We start from the raw sequence: 16,870 nt of genomic DNA, 5'->3' as shown, positions 1-16,870 counted from the left end.
GCCGGCGCCCGCCGGGTTCCGCGCCTGAACTCCGGGTAACCCCTGACCGACCCCCTGGAAACGCCTGGCCGTCCACTTGCCGCCGCCCCTGGCCAACCGGGCGTGATTTGTGGCATACCTCGCGAGAAATCAGGTCCGGACGACGTGACACGAGCCGTTTTTGGCGGGTTCCTACAAACCGGCAGGCGCGGCATGCGTCATCCGCGACATTGGTGTACCCGGCGGTAAGGGAGCAATGTGTACGACGAAGACAGGCGACGTTCCGGCGGGTCCGGCGTCGCCTGCTGTGCGTGGGTGTAGTTGGGTTCGCTGGGAGGCTTTGTCCGTGTTCAATCGCGTCGCCATCGTCAATCGCGGAGAGGCCGCGATGCGGCTGATCCACGCCGTCCGGGACCTGTCCGCCGAGACCGGGCGACGGATCGAGACGGTCGCGCTCTACACGGACGCGGACGCCACCGCGACTTTCGTCCGCGAAGCCGACGTCGCGTATTCGCTCGGCCCCGCCTCCGCGCGGCCGTATCTCGACCTCGCCAAGCTGGAGAAGGCGCTGGTCGACACGAAGGCTGACGCCGCGTGGGTCGGCTGGGGCTTCGTCGCCGAGGACCCGGCGTTCGCCGAGCTGTGCGAGAAGGTCGGGGTCGTTTTCGTCGGCCCGAGCGCGGACGCGATGCGCAAGCTCGGCGACAAGATCGGCGCGAAGCTGATCGCCGAGGAGGTCGGCGTCCCGGTCGCTCCGTGGAGCGGCGGCGAGGTCGCGACGCTCGAGGAAGCGCTGGCCGCCGGCGACAAGATCGGCTACCCGCTGATGCTCAAGGCCACCGCGGGCGGCGGCGGGCGCGGCATCCGCAAGGTGGAGTCGGCGGGCGACCTCACCGAGGCGTACGAGCGCACCAGCCAGGAAGCGCTGCGCGCGTTCGGCAGCGGCGTCGTGTTCCTGGAGCGCCTGGTCACCGGCGCGCGGCACGTCGAGGTCCAGGTGATCTCCGACGGCGAGACCGCGTGGGCGCTCGGCGTCCGCGACTGCTCGGTGCAGCGGCGCAACCAGAAGATCATCGAGGAGTCCGCGTCGCCGGTGCTCGGGGCGGACCAGACCGCCGAGCTGAAGGCGTCGGCCGAGCGGCTCGCGGTCGCGGTCGGCTACCGCGGCGCGTGCACCGTCGAATTCCTCTACCACCCCGGCGACCGGATGTTCGCCTTCCTCGAGGTCAACACCCGGCTCCAGGTGGAGCACCCGATCACCGAGATCACCACCGGAACCGACCTGGTGCGGCTGCAGCTGCACGTCGCGTCCGGCGGCAAGCTCGAAGGCGAGCAGCCCGCCGAGTCCGGGCACGCCGTCGAGGCGCGGCTCAACGCCGAGGACCCGGACCGCGACTTCGCGCCGTCCCCGGGCCGCATCGCGCGGCTGCTGCTGCCCGCCGGCCCGGGCATCCGGGTCGACACCGGCGTCAGCGAGGGCGACACGATCCCCGCCGACTTCGACTCGATGATTGCCAAGATCATCGCCTACGGCCGCGACCGCGACCAGGCGCTCGCGCGGCTGCGCCGGGCGATGTCCGAGACGTCCGTGCTCATCGAGGGCGGCGCCACCAACAAGAGCTTCGTGCTCGACCTGCTCGACCAGCCCGAGGTGATCGACGCCAGCGCGGACACCGGCTGGATCGACCGCGTCCGCGCCGAAGGCCGTCTCGTCACCACGCGGCACTCCGCGGTCGCGCTCGCCGCGGCGGCGATCGAGGCCTACGAGGACGACGAGGAGGTCGGCCGGCAGCGGCTGCTGTCCACCGCTTTCGGCGGCCGTCCGCAGGTGCGCCACGAAATCCGTCCGCTGGACCTGAAACTGCGCGGCGCTTCGTACCGCGTCACGGTCGCGCGCACCGGGCCGAAGCGGTTCCGGATCGGCGTCAGCGGCGGCGGCGACGTGCACCCGGCCGACGTCGAAATCGAGCGCTTCGACGAGTACAGCGGGCAGATCACCGTCAACGGCACGCGGTTCCGGCTCGTCACCGGCACGCACGGGCCGATCCACCTGGTCGAGGTCGACGGCGTCACGCACCGGATCAGCCGCGACGAGGGCGGCGTCGTCCGCTCCCCCGCGCCCGCGCTGGTGGTCGCCACGCCGGTCGCGGTGGACGACGAGATCGAGTCCGGCGCGCCGGTGCTCGTGCTCGAAAGCATGAAGATGGAGACGGTGCTGCGCGCGCCGTTCCGGGCCAGGGTCAAGGAACTGCCGGTGTCGATCGGCAGCCAGGTGGAGACCGGCGCGCCGCTGCTGCGCCTCGAACCGCTCGCCGACGAGGCCGAGGACGAGGCCGCCGCGGAAGCCGAGACCGCCGAGATCGACCTGCCCGCCGAGCAGGACGGCACCAGCGCGGCCGACCTGGTGGAGCGCGGCAGCCAGGATCTGCGCAGCCTGCTGCTCGGCTTCGACGTCGACCCGCACGACCAGGGCCGCGTGCTCAGCGGCTACCTGGCGGCGCGCGCGGAGCTGCCGTCGCGTCCGCTGGAGGGCGAGCTCGGGCTGCTGGACGTCTTCGCCGACCTGTCCGAGCTGAGCCGGAACAAGCCCGCGGCGGACGACCTCAGCGCGTCGAGCCCGGTGCACAGCGCCCGCGAGTACTTCCACACCTACCTGCAGAGCCTCGACGTCGAGCGGGCCGGGCTGCCGGAGAAATTCCAGGGCAGGCTGCGCCGCGTGCTCGGCCACTACGGCGTCGGCGACCTGGAGCGCACGCCGGAGCTGGAAGAGGCGGTCTTCCGGATTTTCCTTGCCCAGCAACGGGCTTCGAGCGACAGCGCGATCGTTTCCGCGCTGCTGCGGCAATGGCTGACCGAGGCCCCGCCCTCGGCCGAGCTGCGCGAAACGGCCGGGCTCGCGCTGGAGCACCTGATCGCCGCCACCCAGCTGCGTTTCCCGGCGGTCAGCGACCTCGCCCGCGGCGTGGTGTTCCGCTGGTTCGCACAGCCGCTGCTGCGCCGGGCCCGCGCCGAGGTGTACGCCGAGATCCGCGGCCACCTGAGCTACCTGGACCGCAACCCGGACGCGGCCGACCGCGCCGAGCGGATCTCCGGCATGGTGTCGAGCAACGAGCCGCTGGTGCGGCTGCTCGGCCAGCGGATCGGGCGGCCGGGCGCGGACCCGGCCCCGATGCTCGAAGTGCTGACCCGGCGCTACTACGGCAACAAGGCGCTCACCGACGTGCGCGTGCGCGAGGTCGCGGGCTGCTCGTTCGTCACCGCGGAGCACCCCGAACCGGCACGCGTGGTCACCACCGCGGTCGACTTCCCGCAGCTGCCGGACGCGATGCGCGCGGTGGCCGAGCTGTCCGCCGACGCCGGGGTGCCGGTCGCCGCGGACGTCTATCTGAAGTGGACCGACCAGCCCGACAGCGACGCGATGGCCGCGAAGCTGGGCGAAATCGTGGCCGCGCAACCGCTTCCGGCGGACGTCGACCGGGTCGTCACCACTGTCGCCGGGGGCGGCGGCGCGGTGATGCACCACCACTTCACCTTCCGCCGGACCGAATCCGGGTTCGCCGAGGACCGGGTGATCCGCGGGCTGCACCCGCGCGTGGCCGAGCGGCTGCAGCTGGAGCGGCTGCAGGAATTCGACCTCACGCGGCTGCCGTCGGCGGACGAAGAGGTGTACCTGTTCACCGGCACCGCGAAGGCGAACCCGGCCGACGAGCGGCTGATCGCGATGGCGCAGGTCCGGGACCTCACGCCGCTGCGCGAGGCGGACGGAAGGCTCGTGTCGCTGCCCTCGGCCGAGGACACGCTCGCCGCGTGCCTCGACGCGGTCCGCAACGCGCAGGCGCGGCGTCCGGCGAAGAACCGGTTCGACACCAACCGGATCGTCATCTACGTGTGGCCGACGAGCGAGCTGACGATGGACGAGCTGAACCTGCTCGCCCGCCGTGTGCTGCCGACCACCGCGGGCGCGGGCCTGGAGGAAATCCAGTTCCTGGCGCGGCAGCGGAACGCCGAAACCGGCGAGCTGACCGACATCGCGGTGACGGTCCGCAACGAGGTCGGCGCGGGCGTGCGGCTGTCAGTCGAGGCTCCCAGCACCGAACCGGTGCAGCCGCTGGACGACTACCGGCAGAAGGTGCTGCGCGCGGCGCGCCGCGACACGGTGTACCCGTACGAGCTCACCGAACTGCTGGCCGGCGGCGGCTCCTTCGCGGAGCATGACCTCGACGACAGCGGCGTGCTGGTCCCGGTCGACCGGCCGCGCGGGCAGAACAAGGCCGGGCTGGTGGCCGGCGTGGTCAGCACGCCGACCGAACGCGTGCCCGAGGGCGTCAAGCGCGTGGTGCTGCTGGGCGACCCGACGAAGTCGCTCGGCGCGCTGGCCGAACCGGAGTGCACGCGGGTCATCGCGGCGCTGAACCTGGCGGAGGAGCTTCAAGTTCCGGTCGAATGGTTCGCGTTGTCCTCCGGCGCGCGGATCTCGATGGAGTCCGGCACCGAGAACATGGACTGGGTCGCGGCCGCGCTGAAGCGGATCGTCGAGTTCACCCAGGACGGCGGCGAGATCAACATCGTGGTCGCCGGGATCACCGTGGGCGCGCAGCCGTACTGGAACGCCGAGGCCACGATGCTCATGCACACCAAGGGCATCCTGGTGATGACGCCGGATTCGGCGATGGTGCTCACCGGCAAGCAGTCGCTGGACTTCTCCGGCGGCGTGTCGGCCGAGGACAACTTCGGCATCGGCGGCTACGACCGCGTGATGGGCCCGAACGGGCAGGCGCAGTACTGGGCGCCGAACCTCGCTGGGGCGCGCGACGTGCTGATGGCGCACTACGCGCACACCTATGTGGTGCCGGGCGAAGCGGGCCCGCGCCAGGCGGTCACCACCGACCCGGCCGGGCGCGACGTGTCGGACTACCCGCACGCCGTCGTCGGCAGCGATTTCGCCACGGTGGGCCAGATCTTCTCCGCCGAGCACAACCCGGACCGCAAGAAGCCGTTCGACATCCGCACGGTGATGCGCGCGCTGTCCGATCAGGACCACCCGGTGCTGGAACGCTGGGCGGGCATGGCGGACGCGGACACCGCCGCGGTGCAGGACGTGCACATCGGCGGGCGGCCGGTGTGTCTGCTGGGCATCGAGTCGCGCTCGGTGCCGCGCCGCGGCTTCCCGCCCACCGACGGCCCGGACACGTTCACCGCGGGCACACTGTTCCCGAAGTCGTCGAAGAAGGCGGCCCGCGCGATCAACGCGGCCAGCGGCAACCGTCCGCTGGTGGTGCTGGCGAACCTGTCCGGCTTCGACGGCTCGCCGGAGTCGATGAAGAAGCTGCAGCTGGAGTACGGGGCCGAGATCGGCCGCGCGATCGTGAACTTCGAGGGCCCGATCGTGTTCACGGTGATCTCGCGCTACCACGGCGGGGCGTTCGTGGTGTTCTCGAAGGCGCTGAACCCGAACATGACGGTGCTGGCGCTGGAGGGTTCGTTCGCCTCCGTGCTGGGCGGCGCGCCCGCGGCGGCGGTGGTGTTCGCGGGTGAGGTCAAGACCCGGACGGCGAATGACCCGCGGGTGGCCGAGTTGCAGAAGCGGCTCGGCGAACTGAGCGGTGCCGAGCGGGCTGCTTGTGCGGCTGAGCTGGCCGAGGTGACGTCTTCGGTGCGGGCTGAGAAGCTCGGCGCGGTGGCTTCGGAGTTCGACCGGGTGCACAGCATTCAGCGCGCGGTCGAGGTCGGGTCGGTGGACGCGATCGTCAGCACGGCGCAGCTTCGGCCGCGGATCATCGAGGCGATCGAGCACGGCTTGAAGGGCTGAGGATTCCCGTGGGTGCCGGTACTCAACCGGCACCCACGGTGATTCCCCGGATCGTCTTCACCTCGCCCAGCAGCGCCGGGGTCACCTTGACCGAGTACCCGTCCAGGGCGTAGCGCTGCTCCCCCACATGCAGGTGCACCGGCGTGTTTCCCTGGTGCGCCAGCAAAGTCTGCTTCAACTCCAGCACCACCGGCAGCGTCACCTTCTCCGCCCGCGTGTGCAGCACCAGCGGCGTATCCCCGAGTTCCGTCAGATCGAGCGGCGCCAGATCCGCCCCGAAGACCGACATTTTGTCCTCCCGCCAGTTCACCCGGCCCTTCACGAGCACCGCGTTGTCCTCCACCAGATCCGCCGCGCACAACGCGTACGACTTGGCGAAGAACAACACCTCCAGCGACGCGTCCAAATCCTCGACCGTGCAAATCGCCCAGGGTTCGCCTTTTTTGTTCACCCGCCGCTCCAGCGAAGTGATCAATCCCGCGACGACGAGTTCGCCTTCTCTCGGCGGATTGTCGATGATCGCCGCGATCGTGCGCGGCGCGTGTTTGCGGAGGACGCCCTCGGCACCGTCCAGCGGATGGGCCGAAACGTAGAGTCCGAGCATGTCTCGTTCGTGCGCCAGCAATTGCTTGCGCGGCCACTCCTCAGCGGTGAATTTCACGTGCGCCAACGGTGACGAAGCCGGTTCTTTGTTTTCTCCGCCGAACAGGTCGAATTGGCCCATCGCTTCCTGGCGCTTGAGCGGGACGACGGCTTCCACCGCGTCCTCGTGCACCTGGATCATCGACAGCCGCGTGTGGCCCATCGAGTCGAACGCGCCCGCCTTGATCAGCGACTCGATCACTCGCTTGTTGCAGGCCACCAGCTCCGACTTGTCCAGGAACTCGGTGAACGAGGAGTACTTCCCCTTCTCCTCGCGCGTCTTGATGATCGACTCCACCACGTTCGCGCCCACGTTGCGCACCGCGCCCAAACCGAAGCGGATGTCGCTCCCGACGGCCGCGAACCGCAAAGCCGACTCGTTCACGTCCGGCGGCAACACCTTGATCCCCAGCCGCCGGCACTCCGACAGATAGATCGCCGACTTGTCCTTGTTGTCACCGACCGACGTCAGCAACGCGGCCATGTACTCCGCGGTGTAATTCGCCTTCAGATACGCCGTCCAGTATCCGACTAGCGCGTATCCAGCGGCGTGCGACTTGTTGAACGCGTAGCCCGCGAACGGCAGGATCGTGTCCCACAACGCTTGCACAGCCTCGCCGGAGAACCCGTTTTCGATCATCCCGGCGCGGAAACCCTCGAATTCCTTCTCGAGGACTTCCTTTTTCTTCTTGCCCATCGCGCGCCGCAGCACGTCCGCTCGGCCCATCGAGTATCCGGCGACCTTCTGCGCGATCTGCATGATCTGTTCCTGATACACCACCAGACCGTGCGTTTCGGCGAGGATCTCGCGCAGCGGTTCCGCCAGTTCCGGATGGATCGGTTCGATGGCTTGCCGCTTGTTCTTGCGGTCGGCATAGTTGTTGTGCGTGTTCATCGCCATCGGACCCGGCCGGTAGAGCGCGTTGACGGCCACGATGTCCTCGAACCCGGTGGGACGCAGGCGGCGCAACAGATCCCGCATCGCACCACCGTCCAATTGGAACACTCCGAGACTGTCACCGCGGACCAGCAGAGCGAAGGTCTCGGCGTCGTCGGTCGCCAGCCGGTCGAGGTCGACGTCCTCGCCGCGGTTGGCCTTGATGTTGTCAATCGCGTCGCCGATGACGGTGAGGTTGCGCAGGCCGAGGAAGTCCATCTTCAGCAGGCCGATGGCCTCGCACGACGGATAGTCCCAGCCGGTGATGATCGACCCGTCGTCCCTGCGCCACAACGGAATCGCGTCCAGCAACGGCTCGCTCGACATGATCACTGCGCAGGCGTGCACGCCGGCGTTGCGGATCAACCCTTCCAGGCCGCGAGCGGTGTCGAAGATCGTCTTGCACTCCTCGTCGGTCTCGACCAGCGTGCGGACCTCGGCCGCCTCCGCGTAACGCTCGTGCTTGGCGTCCACGATTCCCGCCAGCGGAATGTCTTTGGCAGCCACCGGCGGCGGCAAGGCCTTGGAGATCCGGTCCGCGATCGAATACCCGGGTTGTCCGAAGTGGACCCGCGCGGAGTCCTTGATCGCCGCTTTCGTTTTGATGGTACCGAAAGTGATCACCTGCGCGATCCGGTCGGAGCCGTATTTCTCGGTGGCGTACCGGATCATCTCGCCGCGGCGGCGGTCGTCGAAGTCCATGTCGATGTCCGGCATGGACACTCGTTCCGGGTTCAGAAAGCGTTCGAAGAGCAGACCGTGCCGGATCGGATCGAGGTTGGTGATGCGGAGCGCGTACGCGACCAGCGATCCTGCCGCCGACCCGCGACCCGGCCCGACCCGGATTCCCGCCTCGCGGGCGTGCGTCATCAGGTCGGCCGTGATCAGGAAGTATCCGGGAAACCCTTTGTCCACAATGACCTTGAGCTCGTACTCGGCGCGCTCCCGATACTCTTCGGGTACCCCGTCCGGCAACCGGTGCGCTAGCCCGGCCATTACGTCGTGATGCAGCCAGGTGGCTTCGGTGTGGCCTTCGGGGACGTCGAAGACCGGCATCCGGTCCTTGTGCGTGTACACGTCCTCGTACGACTCGACCCGCTCGGCGATCAGGAGCGTGTTGTTCGCCGCGCCCGGGACCTCCTTGTCCCAGTACTCCCGCATCTCCTCCGCCGACTTCAGGAAGTAGCCGTCCCCGTCGAACTTGAACCGGGTCGGGTCGTTCAACGTCTTCCCCGCCTGCACGCACAACAACGCCGAGTGCGTGTCCGCCTGGTCCTTCGTCACATAGTGCGAGTCGTTGGTGGCCAGCGGCGGAAGGTCCAGCAGCTTCCCGATCTCCAGCAGGCCCTCGCGCACCGACCGCTCGATCGGCAGCCCGTGGTCCATCAGCTCCAGGAAGAAATTCCCCGCCCCGAAAATGTCCTTGTAATCCGACGCCGCCTGGATCGCGGCCTCGCGCTGGCCCAGCCGCAACCGCGTCTGCACCTCGCCCGACGGGCAGCCCGTGGTCGCGATGATCCCCGCCGCGTTCTCCGCGATCAGCTCCCGATCCATCCGCGGCTTCCGGTAATACCCCTGGATCGACGCCAGCGACGACAGCTTGAACAAATTCCGCAAACCCGTCGCGTTCCCCGCCAGCATCGTCATGTGCGTGTACGCACCCGCACCCGAGACGTCGCCGCCCTCGCCCAGCTCGTCCGCACCCCGCTGGTTCGACTGCCCCCAGAACACCGGCTTCTTGTGAAACCGCGACTCCGGCGCCACATACGCCTCAATACCGATGATCGGCTTGATCCCGTGCTTCTTCGACGTCTGAAAAAACTCGTCCCCGCCGTACATGTTCCCGTGATCAGTCATCCCCACCGCGGGCATCCCCAACCGGGCCGCCTCCGCGAACAAAGGACCGATCTTCGCCGCACCGTCCAGCATGGAGTACTCAGTGTGGACGTGCAGGTGGACAAACGATGGCATGGCCGCATTGGACCCGTCGCACTACGGCGGCGTCCAACAACCGACACGCGCGCTCGGACCACCACTGGTTGTGCCCCGAGGTACCGCGGTCGGATGAGTCCTTTGTGGACTCATCCGGCCGCGGTTTTATTCTTCGGAGTCGTCGTCCGCGAGCAACGCGTACAACCGGCGGCGCGCTTCGCGAAGGACCTTGCGCGCCTCCGCGAACTGCGCCTCGCTGCCGGCGTGCGCGACCTGCGCCGCGGCCCCGCCCAGCTCGCCGATCTGCTGGTACAGCGCGGCGAAGCGGTCAGCTCCCGGTTCCTCCTCGCGCGCCGGAGACTCCCAGAGCGCCGCGAACTCCTCCTCCCGCCCGGCGACGTGCTCGCGCCCGGCTTCGGTGAGATGCGCGACGCGCCGGCCGCCCTCTTCCGCCGTGCGGACGAGGCCTTCGTCCTCGAGCTGCTGCAGAATCGGGTAGATGGAGCCCGGACTGGGCCGCCACTCGTCATTCGTGCGGCGCCGGATCTCCTGCATCAACTGATAACCGTGACGGGGCTCCTCGGCCAGCAAGGCGAGCACGGCCGGACGCACCGGACGGGCCGGCCCGCGCCCGCCTCGTCCGCCGTGCCGCGAGCCGCCGAAGAAGCCGCCCGGACCTCCCGGTCCGCCTGGGCCGCCGGGTCCTCCTGGCCCGCCGGGAAACCCGGGGAAGCCAGGGAACCCCGGAAACCCGGAAAACCCCGGCCGATGCGGCGGCCCGGGAGGCCCAGGCGGACCGGGAGGCCCCGGAGGGAAGCCGCCTCGGGCTTCGAAGACGGTGTCGCCCCAGGCTTCCTCGCCGCCGAGGTGCCCTGGATGTCCTGGGTGCTCACCCGGATGACCGGGATGCCCGGCGTGATAGGGCCACTCGCCCGGACGACCGGGAAGGCCCAGGTGCCCGGGGTGCCCGCCCGCATGACCGAAATGGCCTGGGCGCTCCCCCGGAGTACCGGGCTGCGCGTGACCCTCCTCCGGTTCGCCGGGACCACCGGGATGACCCGCGTGGTGCGGCGACTCGCCCGGACGACCGGGATGGCCGAGGGACCCAGGGTGCCCGCCCTCATCACCCAAATGGCCGGAGTGCTCCCCCGAAGGACCGGGGTGCGCCTGACCCTCCCCCGGTTCGCCCAGCCAGCCATGGCGGTCGCCCGGCTCGCCCTCATGCCCCGGGTGACCGGGCCAGCCGAAGCTGATTCCAGGTGCTCCGAAGAGCCCGGTCTGGCCGAACCTGGCACCCGGTCCGCCGAACACCGCGTGCTGGGCGAAGCCCGGGCCTCGCCCGCCGAACAATCCTGCCCAGCCGGGTCCGCTCGCGCGTCCGAACCAGGCGTCCAGGTCGCCGAACCCGTCCGGGTGCCCGTGCTCCCCGCCCGGGCCGCCCTCCCCGGGCCATCCGTGTCCTTCCCCTGGCCCGCCCGGATGTCGGCCACTCCCGTCACCGCGCGGGGGCGGCTGGTCGAAGGGTGCGCCTCGGCCCCCGTCACCAGGGAGAACTGGGCCGGGGCGGCCGAAGCCGAACGGCATCCCGGGTCCGCCGAAACGTTCCGGGCCGCCGAAGCCCTGGAACAGGTGTCCTCCGCCTGCGGTCCTTGTCATGTGCTCCTCCTTGGTCGTCGAACGATCGCCGATATGCCCACGATATATCGGCGATTGTTCGACGGCAAGGTCGCCCGGACCAGCAGGCGGAAAGGATCAGGACGTTCCGGCGGGCGCGGTCGTCGCGCCTTCCCCTCCGAAGCGGATGGACTTCGCCTCCTTGCCCAGGGAGGTCAGCACGGCGACCGCGATGAGCACCGGGATCACCGTCCACAGGAGCGCGGCCGTGTAACCCTGCGACTGCGCGATGCTCTGCTGGATCGGCAGGTTCAGCGCGGCCAGCAGGTTGCCCAGCTGATAGGTGACTCCGGGGAAGAAGCCGCGGATCGCGTCCGGGGACATCTCAGTGAGGTGCGCAGGGATGACGCCCCACGCGCCTTGCACCATGACCTGCATCAGGAACGAGCCGAGCGCGAGCATCCCGGCCCCGTGGTCGACGGCGAAGATCGGGACGATCGGCAGGCCGAGCACCGCCGCGCCGACGATGGTCATCCGGCGGCCGAAGCGTTCCGACAGCGAGCCGAAGACCAGTCCGCCGATGATCGCGCCGACGTTGTACAGCACGGCGATCCACGTGCTGGTCGCGGCGCTCAAGCCGGCGCCGCCGTGGTCGGTCGCCTTCAGGAACGTCGGGTAGACGTCCTGCGTGCCGTGGGACATCCAGTTGAACGCGGTCATCAGCAGCACGAGGTAGCCGAACCGGCGCAGCACCTTCGGGTTGAACAGGACGTCCTTGACCGACGTCCGGGTGACGCGCATCTTCTCCTGCGCCGCCTCCCACACCTCGGATTCCTTGACCCGCGCCCGGATCAGCAGGCTGATCAGCGCCGGGAAAATGCTCAGCACGAAGATCCACCGCCACTCCAGGCCGAGCGCGGTGTGGAACAGCAGGTACGCCAGCGCGGCCAGCAGGTACCCGGCGGAGTAGCCCGCCTGCAGCAGTCCGGAGAAGAACCCGCGCCGCTCCACCGGAATCTTCTCCATCGCGAGCGCCGCGCCCAGGCCCCACTCGCCGCCCATGCCGACGCCGTAAATGAACCGCAGGATCAGCAGCACGGTGAAGTTCGGCGCGACCGCGCACAGCACGCCCGCCGCCGAGTACAGCAGGACGTCGACCATCAGCGGGATGCGCCGCCCGGACCGGTCCGCCCACAGCCCGAACAGCAGCGCGCCGACCGGGCGCATCACGAGCGTCGCGGTGGTGATGAACGCCAGCTGCGTGGCGGTGGCCCCGAACGATTTGTCCTTCGCGATGTCCGCGAGCACGAACACGACCAGGAAATAGTCGAAGGCGTCCATGCTCCAGCCGAGCCACGCGGCGAGGAACGAGTTTCGCTGATCGGCGTTGAGCTTGCGTTTTCCTTGCCCCCGGCTGCGTTTTCGGTCACCGGCTTGGTCTACACCCGGCGTGGCGACGAGGCAAGAGTCGCATGTGGACTCAGGATATCCCTGACATACCAAGCGAAAGCGGAGGAATCGGGTTACTCGGACGTTTTCGCCGAACGGGTCAGCAGGTGCGCCTCGCGCATCCGGCCGTCCGCGGCGAACTGCCCGAAGAACGACACCTCGATCTCAAGCTCCTTTCCTCGTTGACGTACGTGCAACGTGTACCGCGCGGCGACGCGGTCGCCGTCGGCCATCGCCTCGTGGACTTCGATCCGGCTGTCCGGCCGGTTTTTCCGCACCGGACGGCAATGCGCGACCAGCCGGTCGCGGTCGATCCGCACCCCGTCGGCGATCTGCACGACGTCGTGCGTGTGATAGCGATCGACCACTGTCGCCGCGTCCTCGTCGGTGCGCACCAGATCGTCGGTGAACGACGTGAAGAAGCGCGCGATGAACTCCTTCGGATCAGCATGCGGATCGGTGCGTTCCAGCGTGTCCATAACCCCTCCCAGGCGAACTCTGACACACTGTAAGATATCCGCTCGAGCTAAATTTGACAAGGTGTAAGAGATGTCGAAACTCCGCGCCGACGCCCAGCGCAGCCGCGCCGCGATCCTCGACGCGGCGCTCCGCGTGCTGGAAGCCGATCCGGACGCGAGCGTCGAGGGCATCGCCACGACGGCGGGCGTGACCCGCCAGACCGTGTACGCCCATTTCCCTTCCCGCGAACGACTTCTGGCCGCCGTACTCGACCGGCTCACCGAAGAAGCCGTCGACGCGATGGACGCCGCAGGCCCGGACACCGGACCCGCGGCGGACGCGATCTTGCGAGTGCTCGACGCCGCCCGCCGAGCGTCCTCGCGATACCCGATGCTGCTGCGCCGGTTCGGTTCGACGGCATCCTCCGCGGAAGACGGCCGCGAGCAGCACGAACCAGTCGCCGACCGATTGCGGCGGATCGTCGAACGCGGGCAGCTCGCCGGCGAGTTCGACCGTCAGCCCCCCGTGGACTGGCTGGTCACGGTCATCATCCAGCTGGGCCACGCCGCCGCGGGAGAGGCCGACGCGGGACGGCTTTCCCCGGAGGACGCCGAAAAAGAGCTGTCCACCACGGTGTTACGGGTGCTCGGCGCGTCCTGACCCGGCTCAGATCGGGACGCGAGACAGAATCCGGCGCCCGATGTCCCGCGCCCACGCCCGAATCCGGTCCCAGTCGCGGAAGTCCCCCGCTCGGTTGCCCCGCGCCATCAGCTTCTCCAGGACGCCGTCCGCGAGCGCCGGGTCAAGCCGCCCGCCGAACGTCTCGGTGCGCCCCGCGTCGATCGCGGCCGCCAGCAACGTCACCCGAGCGGGCAAGCTCACCCGGGCGAGATTCGCACCCGGCCCGCACGGTCCACTGTGGAACAACCACACCGGCCGCGCCCGCAACGCTTCGGTGTTGCGCTCCAGCAACCGCACCGCCTCGGGCCGCCACCGCGCGTAGTAAAGCGCGCTGCCGACCACCACCGCGGCGTACTCCGTGACTCGGTCGACCTCGCCAGCGTCCCGCACGTCAACGGCGAACTCGGCGGCACGCAACTCCTCGCCGACGACTTCGGCGATCTCGCGCGTAGCGCCGCGCTTGCCCGCATGCGCGACGAGGACGTTGATCATGTCCTTATTGTCCACCCATCCGGCAGACCGCGCCTGTCCGGACCGTCCCCGCGATCCTGCTTCAGCGCAACGATCACCCGATCGTTCGAGGTCGGGAAGCCAACCCCCCGAACACCGTCTGCACCAGCGCCAACGCGATCAACACCCCAAGAGCGGGCGTCCAAGACGACGTAGCGTCGTGAATCGCGCCGATAGCGATCGGCCCCACCGCGGCAAGCGTGTAACCCGCCGACTGCGCCATCCCGGACAACGCCCCGGCGACGGAATAATCCTTGGTACGCAACCCAAACAGCGACAAGGCCAACGCCAACGTGATCCCGCCGGCGAACCCGGCCAGAACCGCCCACACCACCGCGGCCCCAGGCGCGACCAGCAACCCGGTCAACGCCGCCGTCAACAGCAACGACCCGGCGACAGCGACCGCCCGCTGATCAGGCAACCGATGGACAAGCGCGGAACACACCAGACTCCCGGCCAGCCCGGAAAGATTGAACAGCAACTGATGAAACCCGGCAGTCACCGAACTGATGCCCGCAGCGTGCTCGATCGAAGACAACCAGGTCACCAGCACATAGAACGCCAGCGACTGCAGACCCATGAAAACCGTGACCTGCCAAGCCAAGGCACTCGTCCACGGCCGTGCCGCACCAACCGCCGGCGCGAGCGCCGGTGCGGCCGCGGACCTCCGCAGTCGCGGAAGAAAAACCCCCAGCGCCACGAGCGCGAGCCCGGCCCAGATCCCCAGCGACAACCGCCACCCGCCGGCCTGCTGCCCGGCCAGCGGAACCGCCACCCCCGCGGCAATCGCGGCGACCCCGGACTGGACCGCCGTGTACGTCCCGGTAATCGGGCCGATCCGACTGGGAAAATCGCGTTTGACCAGCGCGGGCAGCAAGACGTTCAGGATCGCGATCGCAACCCCGAGCAGCACGGTTCCGGTCCACAGCAACACCTGCGGCGGCGTGGATCGCACCAGGATCCCGACCGCGAGCAGCAGCACCGCCGCGCCGAGCGCCCGCTCCAGCCCCAGCTTCGCGGCGACCTTGGGCGCGATCGGCGAGCACACGGCGAACGCGATGAGCGGCACGCTGACCAAAACCGAGGCGGCTACCGAAGAAAGCCCCTGGTCGGCTTGGACGAGGCTCAGGATGGGCCCGAGGGTGGTGATCGCGGCGCGCAGGTTGGTGGCGATCAGCAGCACGCCGACGAGGATGAGCGCGGGACGCAACGGGGTCCCGCGGCGGGGAGGCGCGGGAGCGGGACGGGCGGTCATGAGGCGGCCTCCGCGACGGGACGTTTCGGCTGGCGGGGAACGGTTCTCACGGACGGATCGACGGCCAGGATCGGGTCGGGACGCAGCGGGGCGCCGCCTTCGGGAGCTGCGGAGGGCGCAGGGGCGGAAGGAGCGGTCACGGCACGGACCCCGCACCGAGAATTTCCGGGCGACAGGGGACGGTCTGCGGCCCTACACCGAGAAACCCCGGCCGCCAGAGGACGGCTTGCGGTCCGACACTGAGAACCCCCGCCCGACAGAGGACGGCTTGCCGCCCCGCACCGAGAACTCCCGCTCAACACGGAACGGCCCGCCGCCCCGCACCGGGACCCCTTAGCAGACTGGGAACGGTCTGCGCCCCCGCACCGAGAAGCCCCAGCGCACCGGAGACACGCCGCAGAACCGGGTCGCTCATCGAATCCCCTCCCCGAGTCTCCCCGAGCCGCCCCGGACGCGAATGCCGTCGGAACCGCACCGGAGCGGCAGTCGCGTCGAGGCCAACCGGAATATTCCCTCCCCGCCGCCCGCCGGGAATCCCGAAGCGGGCGAAATTGTCCTTCCCGATCTTGCCCGCACCGACGCCGGGCAAGCAAGATCCTTACCGGTACACCGATTCGTAAGCCGCGCTCAATTCGCGGTGCAATTCGGTCGAGTCGGGCAGCACCTTGCCGTCCAGGGTGTGCACCCGGGTCAGCTTGCGCACCGACGACGCGACGAAAACCCCGTCCCCCGAGAACAGATCGTCCGCGGTCAGCGTCTCGATCTTCGCGGTGAAACCGGCCCTCTCCGCACCCCGGTACACCGCGGCCTGCGTCGTCCCGGGCAGGATGCCGATGATCGGCGGCGGCGTGTACAGCGTCCGGCCGCGCACCAGCACCACCGACACCGTCGGGCCTTCCAGCACCGAACCGTCGGTCGCGGTGAAGATGACGTCCGACGCGCCACGACGATCGGCCTCGCGCAGGGCGGCCATGTTCACCGCGTACGACAACGTCTTCGCGCCCAGCAGAAGCCACGGCGCACGTTCGGCGAGGCCCGGTTCGACGCCTCGTTCCAGGGTGATCGCGGCGATCCCCTCCGTCCGCTCGCGCATCATCCTCGGGCTGATCTCGAGCCCGAGCGCGAAGGCCGTCGGCGGGGAGTCGGGCTCGGCGTCCAATCCCCTGGTGTAGATGAGTTTCATCGCGATTTCGCTGTCGTCGGGCCAGTGGTCGATCACCGCGCGGATGGCCCGTTCCCACTGCGCGTCGTCCGGTTCGGGCAGCTCCGTCATCCGGGCCGACCGGGCCAGACGGTCCAGGTGCAGGTCCAGTTCCCGCGGTTCGCCGTCCTCGATCAGGACCGTCTCGAACACCCCGTCGCCGCGGAGCAGGCCGAGGTCGGCGACCTTGATCGCCGGGTCGTCCGGGTCGGCCACGGAACCGTCCAAGTAGCCAAGAACACGCATGTCTCGATCCTCTGTTTTTGGCGCCGACTTCGTCGGCGCGGCGGGACGCTGTGTTTGATGGCGCCGACTTCGTCGTCGCGGGCGGGATCGCCTTTAAGTCGGCGTCTGACGGAGCTGCGCGCCCGGCCCGGGGGGCCGTGCACGCAGCTCCGTCAG

Annotated in this window: 9 protein-coding genes; 2 read left to right on the top strand and 7 right to left on the bottom strand. The window is 69.3% G+C overall.

All coding sequences use genetic code 11. From position 1 onward, the window contains the following. The first annotated feature begins 325 nt into the window (after positions 1-325). Positions 326-5,788, top strand: a complete 5,463-nt coding sequence (locus ACFXI3_RS25075; protein ID WP_378402564.1) for a biotin carboxylase N-terminal domain-containing protein — start codon at positions 326-328, stop codon at positions 5,786-5,788. Between the two features lie 22 nt (positions 5,789-5,810). On the opposite strand, the gene dnaE is transcribed toward ACFXI3_RS25075, so the two are convergent. The 4 genes from dnaE to ACFXI3_RS25055 all read right to left on the bottom strand — a co-directional run bounded on the left by dnaE (position 5,811) and on the right by ACFXI3_RS25055 (position 12,841). After that, on the bottom strand, positions 5,811-9,338 hold the full coding sequence (gene dnaE / locus ACFXI3_RS25070; RefSeq protein WP_378402562.1) for a DNA polymerase III subunit alpha: 3,528 nt from the start codon (positions 9,336-9,338) through the stop codon (positions 5,811-5,813). 126 nt (positions 9,339-9,464) lie between these two features. Beyond that, positions 9,465-10,883, bottom strand: coding sequence for a helix-turn-helix transcriptional regulator (locus ACFXI3_RS25065; protein ID WP_378402638.1), 1,419 nt, complete (start codon positions 10,881-10,883; stop codon positions 9,465-9,467). 168 nt (positions 10,884-11,051) lie between these two features. Further along, positions 11,052-12,254, bottom strand: coding sequence for an MFS transporter (locus ACFXI3_RS25060; protein ID WP_344278972.1), 1,203 nt, complete (start codon positions 12,252-12,254; stop codon positions 11,052-11,054). A gap of 182 nt (positions 12,255-12,436) precedes the next feature. After that, positions 12,437-12,841 carry a nuclear transport factor 2 family protein gene (locus tag ACFXI3_RS25055; RefSeq protein WP_378402560.1) on the bottom strand — a complete coding sequence of 135 codons (405 nt, stop codon included), beginning with the start codon at positions 12,839-12,841 and terminating at the stop codon, positions 12,437-12,439. 70 nt (positions 12,842-12,911) lie between these two features. Between ACFXI3_RS25055 and ACFXI3_RS25050 the strand changes: the two genes are divergently transcribed. Next, the gene (locus ACFXI3_RS25050; RefSeq protein ID WP_344278160.1) at positions 12,912-13,481 is read left to right on the top strand and encodes a TetR/AcrR family transcriptional regulator; all 570 of its coding nucleotides are present in this window, start codon (positions 12,912-12,914) and stop codon (positions 13,479-13,481) included. 6 nt (positions 13,482-13,487) lie between these two features. Here ACFXI3_RS25050 and ACFXI3_RS25045 read toward each other — a convergent pair whose 3' ends face one another. The 3 genes from ACFXI3_RS25045 to ACFXI3_RS25035 form a co-directional block, all read right to left on the bottom strand. Further along, positions 13,488-13,994: a flavodoxin domain-containing protein gene (locus tag ACFXI3_RS25045; protein WP_378402558.1), complete on the bottom strand. Its 507-nt coding sequence runs from the start codon at positions 13,992-13,994 to the stop codon at positions 13,488-13,490. A gap of 73 nt (positions 13,995-14,067) precedes the next feature. Next, the gene (locus ACFXI3_RS25040) at positions 14,068-15,267 is read right to left on the bottom strand and encodes a CynX/NimT family MFS transporter (RefSeq protein ID WP_378402556.1); all 1,200 of its coding nucleotides are present in this window, start codon (positions 15,265-15,267) and stop codon (positions 14,068-14,070) included. Positions 15,268-15,865: 598 nt separating this feature from the next. Beyond that, positions 15,866-16,714 carry an aminodeoxychorismate lyase gene (locus ACFXI3_RS25035; protein ID WP_378402554.1) on the bottom strand — a complete coding sequence of 283 codons (849 nt, stop codon included), beginning with the start codon at positions 16,712-16,714 and terminating at the stop codon, positions 15,866-15,868. Positions 16,715-16,870 lie beyond the last annotated feature (156 nt).

This window comes from Amycolatopsis sp. NPDC059235 (assembly GCF_042754125.1).
GTDB lineage: Bacteria > Actinomycetota > Actinomycetes > Mycobacteriales > Pseudonocardiaceae > Amycolatopsis > Amycolatopsis albidoflava.
Note: the sequence above shows the minus strand (reverse complement) of the source record. Positions and strands in the feature narration are given on the sequence as shown.

What these genes read in the sequence shown, in the direction of transcription:
- dnaE (WP_378402562.1), bottom strand. Translation starts at nt 9,338, where the DNA reads ATGCCATCGTTTGTCCACCTGCACGTCCACACTGAGTACTCCATGCTG.
- ACFXI3_RS25065 (WP_378402638.1), bottom strand. Translation starts at nt 10,883, where the DNA reads ATGCCGTTCGGCTTCGGCCGCCCCGGCCCAGTTCTCCCTGGTGACGGG.
- ACFXI3_RS25060 (WP_344278972.1), bottom strand. Translation starts at nt 12,254, where the DNA reads ATGGACGCCTTCGACTATTTCCTGGTCGTGTTCGTGCTCGCGGACATC.
- ACFXI3_RS25055 (WP_378402560.1), bottom strand. Translation starts at nt 12,841, where the DNA reads ATGGACACGCTGGAACGCACCGATCCGCATGCTGATCCGAAGGAGTTC.
- ACFXI3_RS25050 (WP_344278160.1), top strand. Translation starts at nt 12,912, where the DNA reads ATGTCGAAACTCCGCGCCGACGCCCAGCGCAGCCGCGCCGCGATCCTC.
- ACFXI3_RS25045 (WP_378402558.1), bottom strand. Translation starts at nt 13,994, where the DNA reads ATGATCAACGTCCTCGTCGCGCATGCGGGCAAGCGCGGCGCTACGCGC.
- ACFXI3_RS25040 (WP_378402556.1), bottom strand. Translation starts at nt 15,267, where the DNA reads ATGACCGCCCGTCCCGCTCCCGCGCCTCCCCGCCGCGGGACCCCGTTG.
- ACFXI3_RS25035 (WP_378402554.1), bottom strand. Translation starts at nt 16,714, where the DNA reads ATGCGTGTTCTTGGCTACTTGGACGGTTCCGTGGCCGACCCGGACGAC.